The organism is Bradyrhizobium sp. CCGUVB23, from assembly GCF_024199885.1.
In the GTDB taxonomy this organism is placed as follows: domain Bacteria; phylum Pseudomonadota; class Alphaproteobacteria; order Rhizobiales; family Xanthobacteraceae; genus Bradyrhizobium.
Genome location: NZ_JANADQ010000001.1, coordinates 1,744,887 through 1,758,207, shown reverse-complemented (window position 1 = coordinate 1,758,207; position 13,321 = coordinate 1,744,887). Strand labels below are relative to the sequence as shown.

9 protein-coding genes and 1 pseudogene are annotated in these 13,321 nt (G+C 59.4%); 6 read left to right on the top strand and 4 right to left on the bottom strand.

Annotation, left to right across the window (positions count from 1 at the left end; all coding sequences use genetic code 11):
• The 5 genes from NLN62_RS08135 to NLN62_RS08115 all read left to right on the top strand — a co-directional run bounded on the left by NLN62_RS08135 (position 1) and on the right by NLN62_RS08115 (position 6,706).
• Positions 1-2,289 (top strand): hypothetical protein, encoded by a 2,289-nt coding sequence (locus tag NLN62_RS08135; RefSeq protein WP_254108319.1) that lies wholly within the window; start codon positions 1-3, stop codon positions 2,287-2,289.
• A 5-nt stretch (positions 2,290-2,294) separates the two neighbouring features.
• Positions 2,295-3,737 carry a P-loop NTPase fold protein gene (locus tag NLN62_RS08130; RefSeq protein WP_254108318.1) on the top strand — a complete coding sequence of 481 codons (1,443 nt, stop codon included), beginning with the start codon at positions 2,295-2,297 and terminating at the stop codon, positions 3,735-3,737.
• Between the two features lie 673 nt (positions 3,738-4,410).
• Positions 4,411-5,862: a hypothetical protein gene (locus tag NLN62_RS08125; RefSeq protein ID WP_254108317.1), complete on the top strand. Its 1,452-nt coding sequence runs from the start codon at positions 4,411-4,413 to the stop codon at positions 5,860-5,862.
• Entirely contained in the window at positions 5,855-6,184 is a 330-nt protein-coding gene (locus tag NLN62_RS08120) for a hypothetical protein (RefSeq protein ID WP_254108316.1), read from the top strand. Before NLN62_RS08125 ends, NLN62_RS08120 begins: the two co-directional genes overlap by 8 nt.
• A gap of 3 nt (positions 6,185-6,187) precedes the next feature.
• Positions 6,188-6,706 (top strand): hypothetical protein, encoded by a 519-nt coding sequence (locus NLN62_RS08115; RefSeq protein ID WP_254108315.1) that lies wholly within the window; start codon positions 6,188-6,190, stop codon positions 6,704-6,706.
• On the opposite strand, the gene NLN62_RS08110 is transcribed toward NLN62_RS08115, so the two are convergent.
• From NLN62_RS08110 to NLN62_RS08095, 4 genes and pseudogenes are all read right to left on the bottom strand, one after another.
• Positions 6,703-7,812, bottom strand: a complete 1,110-nt coding sequence (locus tag NLN62_RS08110; RefSeq protein ID WP_254108314.1) for a S8 family serine peptidase — start codon at positions 7,810-7,812, stop codon at positions 6,703-6,705. The two genes, NLN62_RS08115 and NLN62_RS08110, sit on opposite strands and share 4 nt — an antisense overlap.
• 69 nt (positions 7,813-7,881) lie before the next feature.
• Positions 7,882-8,859 carry a DUF3616 domain-containing protein gene (locus tag NLN62_RS08105; RefSeq protein WP_254108313.1) on the bottom strand — a complete coding sequence of 326 codons (978 nt, stop codon included), beginning with the start codon at positions 8,857-8,859 and terminating at the stop codon, positions 7,882-7,884.
• Positions 8,860-9,503: 644 nt separating this feature from the next.
• Positions 9,504-9,677 (bottom strand): annotated as a pseudogene (locus NLN62_RS08100) (IS256 family transposase); the annotation flags it as partial.
• Positions 9,678-10,637: 960 nt separating this feature from the next.
• The gene (locus NLN62_RS08095; RefSeq protein WP_254108312.1) at positions 10,638-11,357 is read right to left on the bottom strand and encodes a hypothetical protein; all 720 of its coding nucleotides are present in this window, start codon (positions 11,355-11,357) and stop codon (positions 10,638-10,640) included.
• Between the two features lie 169 nt (positions 11,358-11,526).
• On the opposite strand from NLN62_RS08095, the gene NLN62_RS08090 reads away from it, so the two are divergent.
• Positions 11,527-11,811, top strand: coding sequence for a transposase (locus NLN62_RS08090; protein WP_254108311.1), 285 nt, complete (start codon positions 11,527-11,529; stop codon positions 11,809-11,811).
• Positions 11,812-13,321: the final 1,510 nt, after the last annotated feature.

Here is a 13,321-nt window from a genome sequence, read left to right as displayed (position 1 = left end):
ATGGCCGCGATGAACTCCGGAGTACCCAACCCATTTCCGGTCTATCCTGTCTCCTCGCTGCGCGACATCGCAGCCGACATCCTGGACAGGACAGTTTTGACGGAGGCGGTGGTAGCGCTCGATACGGCGGTTCAGGGATATGTGCGGCGCGCGACTACCGGCGCGCGCACAGGAATAGCTATCCCCGTACGAGGCGACTACGGCACCGGCAAGACACATTTGTTGTTGTTCGCGCAAGCGCGGCTGCGCGAGGCTTGGGCTGGAGACGCGCTAGACGTGATGGTGCTCTCGGCGCCAGCGACCGAGGTACCCTTTCCCGATTGGTACCTCACCGTCGTGGCGTGGCTGCTGGACCGGCTAGGCCTACCGCGCCTTTTCACCAAGCTGCTAGCCAGTGCCGCCTGCGAGGTCGCCGACCAAGTGCCGCTGACGAAGAAGTTAGCTGCCACTATCCGCAAAGATTCGTTTGAGGTCTATCCTGCACTGCGCAATGGGCTGCTCAGCTTAACGGATGTGGAGCGCGCGCTGGTGCGTACCGTGGCGGAGATTACACCGCGTGGGTCGGAGGACTTGTGCGCGGTGCTTGCGTCGCTAGCCTGGCAGCCGCGGCAGGACGCAGCATTGCGTTGGCTGGCGGGACGGACCTTGGACCCGGCCGAGCGCGAGCTACTCGGCGTGACTCGTGACTTGGACGCCGATGCGGAGGCCGCGACCGCGCTGGTGGCAATCGCTGGAGCGGCGACACGCTGCGGGGGCGTTTTCGTGCTGATGGTGGACGAGTTTGAGCACCTGATGGCGGAAGACCAGCGTACCAACGCGCATCGCAACGCAACAGCGTTCAAGCGCCTGCTAGAGGGGATGGCGCTTATGGGTGCTCTGGTGCTGGTAGCGGGCCATTGGCGCGCTTGGGAGCAGCTGCCGGACTTCAAGGCGCGCTTCGCCAACCAGCCGTCGATCGACTTAGTGACTTTGACAGGCGACGAAACAGGAAAGCTTGCACTCCAGTATGCGCCGGTGTGGGGGACGCGGTTAGATCGCGCAGCGTTGGACGCAGTAGCCGAGGCGGGCGGACACAACATCCGGCGGGTGCTGGCGATCCTGCACCAGCTCCATGCCAATACCGCTAGTAGTAGCGGGCCGATCAGTGCGACCGAAGTGGAATCGGCCGTGGAGACACGTCGTCGGCTCGCCGCGGAAACTGGGCGGCCGGATGCGGTGATTGAAGAGGCGGTCCGCACCGTTGGTGGACGAGTGACACGTAACGAGGCGCTGTTCGGCCGCTTGCGTTTCGACTTTGTGGCGCGACAGGGCGAAGAACTCCGGTTAGTAGCCGATGTCCGCCACGCCGCGACATCCGCGGACCTGACACGCCTGCTCGATGATTTCTCGATAGCCGTAAGTGCGCTGCGGACGCGTTACCCGTCCGCGCGCGGGCTGCTAGTGGCGACGGGCGCGGTGGACCGCACCGCGCTCTCATTGCTAGACGCTATGCCGGCTGTGGAGACATTGCCGGGGGAAGGGCCCGGTTGGGCGGCTGCGCTGCGTAGCGCGGCTACGGCGGCGTTTGACGCAAACTTGATCCCGGCAGTGCCCGAGGACGAATCCGCCGTGGTCCGGGAGGAAGCGGCTCGCGAGGCACTGCGCGAGACGCGGGTGAAACACGAGGCGGCGGCCGCAGCGACACGCAGCCGCCTGCAGGGGATCGACTTCGGAGCCGACGTGCGCGGAACTGCCACTGCGGCGTTGGTGCGAGGATCCGCACCGATGGTGCCGGCCTCCGCCTTCGGGCCGGATTCGGTCGTGCTGGATGACTTTTCGCAGAGCATGCGGATGCAGACACCAACCTTTCTGTCATCCCTGCTCGCGCCGACGTATCTGCCGCTGCTAATGCTATTCCTGCTTAGCTTCGGTTTCCTCATAGCCATGGCCTTCTTAGGCAGGTCTGTTCTCCTGATCTTCTTCGACGCGCCGCCAGGTGAACAGGAACGTCTTGTAGGCTTGATATTTCTGCAGGCTGTCGTCTGTACCTTGGCGGTCGGCTTCGTACTCGTTCGACAATACCACGCCGAGCAGCGAGCCTTCGTGCGCTACCAGCGATGGGGGCGTCAAAAGCTGGAGGAAATGTTAGTTGGCGGGGCCCCGCGCGACGATTTGCTGCGCGTGAAGAACCGGCTGATCGACGCACCGGACGCGACAGGCGGCTTCCGCAAGGCTATTAAGTACGCGAACCAGGGATTGCCGCGATCGCTGCGCGACGATCTATCCTCGGTAGAGGAGGACAAGAAATGAAGGCTTTGCTCCGTGAGGACATCCCGGCGCCCGAGCCGGAGTATGGATATCCGCTGCTGGCCGAGACGCTTCTCGGGGTTCTGAAGGAAAAGCGACAGGGCGCCTTCGTGCTCGGTCTCCATGGGCCTTGGGGTGTCGGCAAGACGACGCTGTTGAACGCGATCGAGGTGCGGCTTAAGGCCGATGCTGGGGCGGTCCTCATCCCATTTAACGCCTGGAAATACCAAGAACGCGAGGCGCTTTGGCGCGCGCTGATTATCCAGGTACTAGAGGCGCTGCGCGCTGCCGGCATCGGCGACGAAAAGGAGATCGACCGGCTTGAGCGTGCCCTTTATGCGAGTTTCACCGTGAAGGAGACCGGTACGCTGAAGATGGATTGGGGCGCGGCGGCAACCGAGGCGATGCTGCTGGCCATGCGGATCGGCAGCGCGAACCTAGTCCCAGGCAGCGCTATAGACCGCATCGGCGACTGGCTAAACGGCCTGTTTGGCCGCGAGGTCGGCAAAGGAAAGGACGACGACGTCGCCAAGAGCATGGAGCGCGTAGGGAAGGTGCTTGCCCGAGCGGTAACTGAGAAGCAGGTGAATCAGGTCACCTCCATAGAGCAGTTCCTGGACGATTTCCGTGGACTTGTCCGCCTTGCTGGCGAGCGGCGGCTATGCGTCCTGGTGGACGATCTTGACCGCTGCCTGCCGGAAGCGGCGCTTGAAGTGTTCGAGGCGATCAAGCTGTTTCTCGACGCTCCGGAATGCATTTACATCGTGGCGCTGGACAGAGAGGTGATCCGACGCGGGCTTGCGATCCGCTACCGCGACGCTAGCGCGAGTACGGTCGATCCGGACGAATACATCGAGAAGACCATCACTCTCTCTTTCGACCTGCCGCCTCTCGGCGTAACGGATGCCATGGAGCTGTTGGGCGGCTGCGCGCCAGGGGTGGAGCTCGGGCCGACTGAACTCGCGCGGATCGTCGAACTGCTTGGCACGAATCCTCGGCGCCTTAAGCGCGTCGGGCGATCGCTTTCAGTGCTGTGGGCGCTGGCACGCGCCGCGCCGGCTCCTGCCGAACCCGCGCCCTGGCCGTTGCGCCCGACCGATCGGCCTCTGTTTTTGAAACTGTCGCTGCTCGCTTACCGGAACTCTGGGGTGTTTGGGCAGATGGTGAAAGACCCTGGCCTGCCGGCGCGTCTACAGGTCACAGCCGATGTTTTTGCGACGACTGTGTCAGATAAGGGCGAGGCGGAGGCGCTGGAGCAGCTCCGACAGACAATCGATGTCGAGCATCCTGTGGTACGGCAGGCCTCGGAGGACCCGGTGTTCTGGCGCATCCTGGCGATGGAGCCGCGCTTTCCCTTGCCGGCGCGGGTCGCGGCGGCGCTCCGGTGGTACCTTGCCGCGTCACCTGAGAAGCGACAACCAGATGGTACTGCAAAAGCTTTGCCTTCGTAACGAGAATGGCATCGATGGCACATTGACGGTTGGCGCGCTCGCAGAGACAAGTCGTGCCGCCGCGGCGGATTACCTCGTTGCGCTGGCGCTCGTGGCGACCGTCCTAGCGATGCTAGGCGGATGCTGAGCTGTGGGGGCCAGTTGACTGCGTGGAAGTGAGTGGGGCGATGTCGTCCCTTTCGAAAGACGCAACCAAGATGCAGTCGCGCCGGCTGCAGGGTGGGCGAGGTTGGGTCTTTGCGCATGTCGGACGGGCAATGAGCGGAGGAACCTCCGCGGGCGACAACTCGATGCATGCTTTCCTCGCGCGCAGGACATTTTTCGTTGAATTCCCGCACAAATCGGGGAAGTCCAGCGGGAACGTTGCAGCCGATTTGTGCTATCTAACGTGACAGTTGAGCCGCAACTAGCGACGCTGGCCGCGTTTTCGTCGCGATGGCCTCGGCGAACAATCATCTGGGATCGTCTGCGCTTGCGGGCCGGTCTGGTCAAGCAGGCGATGATGCGCCGCGCTGCTCCTTGAAAACGGAAGGCGACTGCCACTATGCCACCAAGCGGTACCTTATCACTGTGCTTGCCCGGAGAAGGGTGCGGTTGGGAATTTGTACAACTCGAGTGGATTTGACCCGCTAGCCGTAATTGAAGAGCAGTGAAACGGCTCAGTTGGTCTTAGATGTTTGCGGTTTTTAAGCGCCTCTTCGGAAGCATTCTCCATCAACTCAACGACATCCAAAGCCCCGGTCCCCAGCCCAACGATATCCGGCGGGCAATCTTGCATGCCTACCGGCGCAGTCTGTTGAAGGGAGCGGCTACGGGGCGCTTCAGGAAAGAAGCAAGAATGGCGCGGAGGCGCTTTGCACGTAACAAGACCCAGAAACTGGCGAAAAGCTTACGGCGCGGCGTGAAGATCATGCCGCTCGATGCGTCGGCTCTTTTGGGTCGTTACACCCCATCGCCGATCCTGGACGCCCTTGTTCCCGAGCGCGAAAAACATTGGGTCCCGGTACTGAAACGTGATCGTCAGGCGACGCCACCTGAGATCCAGTTGATGAACTTCTCAATCCTAGAACACCCCCGCGAAACGATCAAAGCGGTCAAGCGCCTGGCTACGATTGCAAACGAAGCTCTGGAGGCCCAGCTTCATTTCGATGATCCTTATTGCACAGACATGGCTGCATACCTTGTGCTAGCAGAGGTCTGGCCGGCGTTCTGCCACGTCTACCGTGGCGGGCGAATAAGTATCGCTATGCAGAAGGTCATCGAGGCGGTCCGACTGCGCTATGCGCTTTCTATGAAATTCAAGAAGCAAGCGAGTAGCAGCGACATTTGGGCGTATCCTCTCCATCGCCGCCGTCCATCTAAAATTTCGAAGTCGAGCGAGCGCAATCTCGTGCCCCAAACCCGGGAAAAGGTGGCTGACGGATTCTGTGAGGCCGTCGATGAATGGCTTGGGATTACCGCCGATCTAGGACTGACTGAGGACGGCAAGGCGAACTTCGCTAACCTAATAGGTGAACTGCTCGACAACGCCGAGCGCCATAGTGATCTCTCCAAGGACGGCAGTTGGTCCATTGCGGCCTTCATGGCGCGACGCAAGGAGGGCCAAGAGTTTGTCTATCGTTGTCACATGGCATTCCTTAGCGAGGGGATCTCTATTGCCGAAAGCCTCGACACGGCAGCACCCAAGGTCAGGGAGGAGGTCGACAGGTATTGCATGCGGCATCGACGCGCGGGTCAGTCGCGAGACACTCTGGCGACACTTATGGCACTGCAAGATACCATCACTCGCGACGCAGCTGCGACTGCCGACTCACGCGGCGGTATCGGCTTTCAGGATGTTCTCGAATTTGTGACTACCTTTGGGGCCAATGAGATAGCCGACCGCAGTCCGCGGTTTACGATAGTTTCGGGCAGATCGTGCATTCAACTTCGGCCTCCATATATGTTTGGTCGCAGGGCTGGCCGTACAGAGCCCCGGCTGCTATGGTGCAACCAGGGCAACAGTCCATCTTGGCCGCCTGATCTTGATTGTGTGTTCGACCTTGAGGATCACTTCGCCGGAACTATCGTTGGTTTGTCATTTGTTCTGGATTCCGAGAATCTTAGAAAGTCGATCGATGCGTGAGATCAACCTGAAAGATCTGACTAACAACGGCGAGGTTCGGAACCTGTCTGGACACGAGCGGGGCCATGCCGCGCGTGCGAAGTATGGTTTGGATCAGGCTGATCAGGATGGTGAATCCGTGCGCGTCGTGGTGCCAGACGAGATCTATTCCATCACGTCCTCTTTCTTTCAGGGTATGTTCTGCGAGAGCGTCCGTAGCTCAGGGCACCGTGACGGGTTCCTTGCGCGCTTTGAGTTTGACGCTCCGCCGGTGGTGCTTCGTCAAATCGAACGTGGCATCGAAGCGTCCTTGATGAGACGAGGGTCAATTGTGGCGGCCTGATCGTTGATCTCGGAATACCTCGGTAAGCTGGAGTTGAAGGACGCCGCTACAGTTAGCGGGGTCGTCATCAGCTTGGTTTTTAACGTGATCAATTTCAGGCGCACGAGCGCGGTGCGCCGCGACACGCTCCGACTTGATGAGTTCAAGAGACTTCGCGGTCCGGTCGACGCAGTCGTAACTTTGATAAATAGCCATCGTAACTCGCTGAGGAGCTTGGAGGCTTCCGGAACAGGCGCCGTGAAGCTCAAGAAGGCGGTCGCAGAAAGCAATAAGGCCTTGTCCGACGCCTACAATCAGCTCGAAGACGCTCTAAGCGACCTTGATCGCAGTCAGTTTGTGAAAGGAAAAGATTGGACGTCCATCGCGACGGAGGGCTGGGACGAGGTCGTGGAGGCATTCGACAGAATATATGCGAGGAATGGCGACGCAGCTCTGATGAAAGAGGGCATTAAAAAGGTCATCATTAAAATTGACGAGTTGGTGACCGCCGTGAAAAACCGCCTCGATACTCAAATAGGCTAGGTCAGCCCGATCCTCATCCTCGGAGAGGCGCCGTTCCTCATCGCCAGCTCATCGGTTGAGGGGCTCGCCATAATCGTGGATGCGTTCGCCGGCGAACCGACTGGGGCGATCCGCTGCGGACGAGCGCTTTCGTTGCCGGCCGCAGCGATCACTAGTGTCCCTGCATCCAGACAGACCTGTCCGATCTGCTCGTAGTCGTCGCTTGGCTGATCTCCAAGTCGCGTCGCGGCGCCGAGCGACATCGAAATGATTTGGCAGCCCTGATCCACCGCCCAATCCATGCCGGCGATGATCGAACGATCGGTGCCGAAGCCGTCATCACCGAGGACTTTTCCCGCGTAGATTTCCGCCTCGTAGGCGATGCCATAGCGCGGACCGGTGGTCGGACGCATCGGACCGCAAGCCGTACCGATGCAGTGTGTGCCATGGCCGACCACATCATCCTCGCTACTGTGGCTCGCAAACAGCTTCTTGGTGACGGCACGACCGACAAAATCCTGATGCGTATGATCGAAGCCGGTGTCGAGTACCGCGACCTTGATGCCGGCGCCCGTCAGACTGCTGCCAATGACCTTTGTCGCTTGCAGTCCCCAAGTGGCCGTTGTCTCGTCAACGCGCGGCACAGCCGCCCGCTCGCCCTCTACCACTTCGCTGCCCAGCAGACGATCAACTAACTCATTAATGCCATCGCGGTAGCCCCGCAGGTAATCTTGATCCAATGTCGCGACTCCAGCGAATGACGCTTGCGGAATCTCAGCGCGTTGCATTCCGGCAGTACCAAGAGCGCGATACGTCCGCTCGGGCCGAACGGCGCTTACGGTCTTCTGTTGCATGGCCTTTTCCACCATGGGCCTCAACCGTTCGCCGTCCCGCCTGACGATGGCGATTCCGAAGCGCTCGAAGTACTGGACATCAGCGCCATCGAAATCATTCGGCACTGCATTGGCAGAGCGGAAATCCTTCGATGATGCCACGCGAAAACCACTTCCTTCGAGTTGCCTGACCCCCGAGCGGGCCGCCTGCGGCGCAAACCGCACCACGGTGCCGAGGCGTGGCGTGCCTTCGGCCTGCTCACTCGCAATTCGGCGTGTCGATCGCTTAGCCATAAATCCCTCCTAGTGTGAATGAACTTCCTCCATCGGCAAAAATCGAAGGCTAAAGAGTAGTGGCTCGACCTAGGGAATGATCAGAGACATCGCTCTAAAGCTTTGCGCTTTCCGGTCGACCTTCTTGCAATCCCTACCGTTGATTTTGCGACCACCATCATCGCTAATTGCGTCCTTGTCACCTGGTGCGAAGTAGATTGCCTCTAGATTCAGCGTACCGAGGTCCACGCCCTTGACGATCTCAGGGTCTTTCCCTGGTTGCCCGGACCAAGTGTAGAGCGCAAAGGAACCAACGTCGCCGTAGGGCCCAGCGACAATAAGATAGAGATTACGCTCCTGGTTGAATTCGAGACTTCGGATGCCTCGGCCGTCGAGCACAATTTCGATCGGCTTTCCGATCTTGGCCTTTTTGCCCCGGATCACCTCTTTTGGATTCTCGATGGGTACGACTAGCGCCTTGCCCTTCTCCGTGATCGGGTTGCGGAATCCCAGCAGAAGGCGACCATCGGGCGCCGCGGCCAGGCCTTCGATATTGAGCCCGCCCGGATTCTCAGGCGCGATAGTTGCCGCCACCTTCAAATTGTATTTTGCGAGCTGCGGTGCGCCGATCAGATCGGCCCGTAAATCCCTGTAGGCAGTGCCGACAGGTGTGAGCGTGACTTCGCCATCTCGGAGCGCTACCGTCGTCGCAAATGGTCGATGCCTGCTAGGGCGGTTCTTGCCGTTTTTGTTCTGCCCGTGCGACGTAACCCAATAAATTCGATCGTCGATGCGCGCCGCACCTTCGATGTCGGCCTCCGGCTCGTGGGGATCGGGTCTCAGGAACTGGTCAAGCGAAAATGCCTGCACGACTTTCGGCTCGCCGCGGCGGTAGACACGCAGGACGTTGTCTTCATCGCTTGCGACAATAAACATGTCCGCTGATATGGCGGCTGCAGCCGATGCATCGCACATATCCGAATATTCGATAATCGTCGGATTCTGCTGACCTGCAGCTGTGTTGCAGGTCATCGCGAGCACCAATCCGATAACTCGGAGGTGTTTCATAGCCGTTCCTCTCTGGCCCACAGAAAAGGTCCGCTATTTCGTCAGCCGGAAGCTTCGAGATGCAACGACAATATCGGGCGGAGCCTCAGGGCTTCCGCGACGTGCAATCTGAACGATCTCTAACAACATAATACACGTTGAAACGATGTGCAACTGCCTCCTGAACGATCGCTTGCTGCGTTGGAATGGACAGCATTTCGGAAGGAGGGGCGCTCATTTCAGTCCTTTGAGTTTCCTCTGCTTGTTATTTTCAGGAGAGCGGGGTGTCTCTATTCTGCGATTGAGCACGAAGGTGCGGGCAGGCCGATACACACGATGAGCCGAGAGCTCGAGTTAGTAGCTGGCCGCCCTCTGCGACTCGCCCGGTTGCGCCGTGAGCGCGAATCGGTGGTTGTCGCGTCGCCCGCAGCTCCCGCTATAACCAGCGGAAGGGAGGAGGCGCAGATGCGACGCGTGATTGGTATTGATGTTCACCGAACCTTCGGCGAGGTGGTAATCTGGGAAGATGGCATCCTTCGACATGCTGGTCGGGTCGACATGACCCGGACCGCCCTTGAAGGGATGGGCAAGAGTCTGCGGTCGACCGATGAAGTGGTGATCGAGGCGACCGGAAATAGCATGGCGGTGTCGCGGGTGCTGGCGCCGCCATTGCGTTGCGCCAGGCGCTCGGCGTTCTTCTCGCCATAGGCCGCGCCGGTCAGCCCGGCGACCTCCAGCTCCATCAGGCGCTGGGCGGCAAAGCCGATCATCTCACGCAGCAAGTCGGCGTCGGGGGCCTTCTCCACGAGCGCGCGAAGGTTCATCATCTCATCGGTCATCGGTGGTTCCTCGAATCAGGTGGTGTCAGCAACCCGACCCTACCGGCGAATTGCCGGTGACCACCGCAAAGCCGTCCGCCCGCTACGGCGCTATCTGAGGGCGCGCGTGCGGACGGCTTTGCTATACCGAGCTACACCACCATAGGGGACACGACCGAAGTTCCGAAGTTGCCCCGACTTGGCGGCGAAATCCCCGCCGCTCTCTCGGCCGAATTTGTAAGCATTTTGAAGATGCTTTTCCTAGCTTCGCAGTCAAGCACTGCTTCCAAATTGCTGTGAGCGCGCCAATGCCAACGGGCATTTCGATCACGGAGGTGGCCAATTTGCTCAACTCTATTGGAGTTTTCCATTCCGGATTGAGCACCTTGCGATTGCAAACCCCTGTGCATATTTGAGGGGCCGGCGCTGGAAGTGACCAGCGCAAGGAGAAAGGAGGTGCAGCATGTGGCTTCTCGTTAGGAAGCTCATAAACACCCCCCGAAAAGGCCTGTCCGGCGTTAAGTCGGCAAAGAGAACCGTATCGCAGAAGTAATCCGTGAGCGACAGGATGCCTCCCCGCAGGAGTTAGCGTACAGACGCAGGGGACAAAGGCGCGATAGAAAGTCCCGATCTGTATAAGGCAGAGAAACCCCGGCACCAGCGGTCGGGGTTTCTCATTTTACGCCTTGCTGCAAGACTGGCATCATCCTTCAGTCGTCGGCCATTCGCCGGGCACCCCGAGCCCGAGACATATTTCGAGGATGGCGCCGAGCGGGCCTTGCGGCAGCCCTGGTGCATCTCGGCACGGGGCCCTGCCAATCTCGACGGCGGCGCCATGCTGGGGCGCGAACGCTGCTGCGATCGCGGCGTCGCGCCCGGCGACATCTGCGGCACACATCGGGAGTACGTAGCTTTGCCATACTTTGACCTCCGTTCAAGGACCGGTCCAAGAACGACCGGCGTTACCGGGTCATAGACGGTCTATCGGTCGGTCTGCCCCGCTCGGCGACTACTTTTTTGTGCGCGGCTAATTGCGTCGGAGATGGCCGTCCGTCCTAGTCGGTACTTCCTGCCTATCTTTTGCTTCAGGGCGGTATCACTAAGTTTTCCGCCCCTCCCGGCTTCAAACTGGCGCGCGATTTCTAGGTCGCGGCCGCGCGTGCGTTGCGCCTTTTTGAAGCCTCCTCGCCTTGCGCCTTCGACCGACTGATTGCGAGCAAAAATGGATCGTTCGTTATCGACCACCGTCCAAGCGTGATAATTCGCCGCAAGCGCGGTGAGTTCGTACATCGCTTGATAGGCTAGAAGCTTCGCGCGCTCGCGATCGTTTTCGCCGACAAGCCCTTCTAGAGTTCGTTTCGCACTGAGTGTATTTTCCAGCATCTCTGACGCGAGCAACACTCGATCGAGTTGGTCTGAATTCCTCATTGTGGGATTCAGTCGCCAATTTTCCTCTGCCCCCTCCGAGCGTGCGATATCTTCAAGAGCGGCGAGATTTCTCTTGCACAATTCGAGCCAGTTCGGGCCGAAGGTGATGACCTGCTCACGCTGACTTCCGGTGCTCGTAGTGAACGACATAAGCGGGTTTTGTGCAGCATCTTGGAAATCCCTCCAGCCCTCCCCGGTCATCGGGTTAAAGGTCGGGCCCAACTCTGTTCGGCTCGTCATCAGCCCCCTCGGGCTCGACCGCTTTTTGGACATTGCGTTGCCTCCTCTTCAGCCCGGCGTCATCCGAGCGTGGATCAGCTTCGAGACGTGAGTATCATAGTGACGCCGCCCACAAGGTCGAATCTTTCTTGACTTTTTTTCTTTGGACCGCTCCGCCCGTCCGGGGCAGCTCTGGCCAGTCGTCACACGCCGACTGCGTGCCATGGGCATCCGGGACAAACCTACCGCGCCAGCTTCACCCTGGCAGAACGGCTTTGCCGAACGACTGATCGGATCGATCCGGCGTGAGTGTTTGGACCACATCATTGTCTTAGGCGAGGCACATCTACGCCGGATTCTGAAATCTTACGCTCGCTACTATAATGAGACGCGCACGCACTTGGCCTTGGACAAGGAAGCGCCTGTCTCTCGCCCAGTTCAGCGAATCGGTATTGTCAGGTCACTTGCCGTCCTAGGCGGGCTTCATCACCACTACCTCAGGGCGTAGGTTTTTGGTACACACAAGGCGACTACTCTTGGGATCGCATTTGTTGTCCGGCCTTGGGCGCGGCGATGCGCTGCCATGTAACGGCGATATCCGGCCGCCTTGAGTCGTTTGCGATCTCGGTTTAGATCCTGAAGGACTCAAAATTTGCAGCTTCGCATTCCTCAGAATTAATGAGCAGACCGGGTTTTTCGAGGCTGAGATTGTCAATTCGGAAAAGCCAGCGAGTTTCGGTACTCGAGTTATAAATAGAATCTATCTCCCATTTGTCGGAGGAGTCGTTGCATTGGCAGCTCGATTTCGAGACGCGTAGTGCAACGCGGGCTGCGCGCCGACTATCTCGTTTCGCAAAGGCTGGTCCCGCGAGGCCGAAGGAGGCCCCACCTTGTCGGCTGTACCGAACGACTTGCAGGCCTTCTATTCTGATAGCGTTGTCTGGAAACGACGCCGCACGACATTCGTAGATCGCAACCACAATTATGATGGGGCGGTATCCTGGCCGCAGAATCGCGTGACAATGACCGGCTCGCCCGGGGGGGCCTAATCACGAAGTCCCTCGGTACACCATCCTTGAGCGGACATTCGACTTCGCCAAGAGAGGCGATCGTCGCCATCGGCGGTCCATGTTGTTGTGTTGAGCTGTGTCTGGCTCAAGACGTCAATGTTCCAAGCCCGACGGTAAGACGGCAGTGTTCCGCCAGCGCGGCGAGAAGCGCATTCTTTCTTCAAGAGGAGTTAGCAGAACGTCTTTGGCACGCCGATTGCTCAGCCGCGGGGAATCCGTCACGACCGTGACGGTCTCTCAGCTCCCGTCCAAGAGTTCAGATGAAACTTGTTCGATTGATCCAAATCTGCGTCCCGCTGATTCAGCCGCGTCCGTCGCGCACGCGGCTGTGGCGAGGCCTCTCATATCCTGATGGCGTTTTCCCGGCCCTGCACCCGGACTTAAACGGAATCGTGCCGAGGTGAGGTGCCGCGCACCACGTTCGAGGTGAAGTGCTGCGAGCCGGGTATTCAGCGCGGTTACTCCGGAGCAAATCCGAACCAGTGTCACAGGTTTGGGCCCGCCATGTGGGGCGGCGTACAGCGCTAGAATTATCAGGCTACGCGACGGGTTGGCTGGAGCGTGAAGATGGCCCATCGGTCTCCTCCGGTTCATGCCCGGCGCGTGTGTCTTTCTGTGTTCAGACTCGGTGGCCAAACGCTCAGGCGTTTCACAGGCGACCAGATAAATCGCTAGTTGTTACAGATCCTATGAGTCCTGTGTGGATTTTGCGGAGCTGGGCGGTCGATCGCAGGACCGTCGAAAGCAGAGGTTTGCTACGCAAGTGGCTTACGTGGAGATTTCGACCATGGAGGCAAACTACGAACATCACGACACATGTGTCTCGGCCACGTCGGGTTGCGAACTCGCCGATTGGGATAGACGAGGACCTGCAGCATCACCAATCGGTTCTACCATCTTTGTTGGTGGCGGTACGCTAGCTATTAGGTGTGCTCAGCTCGCAAGGGA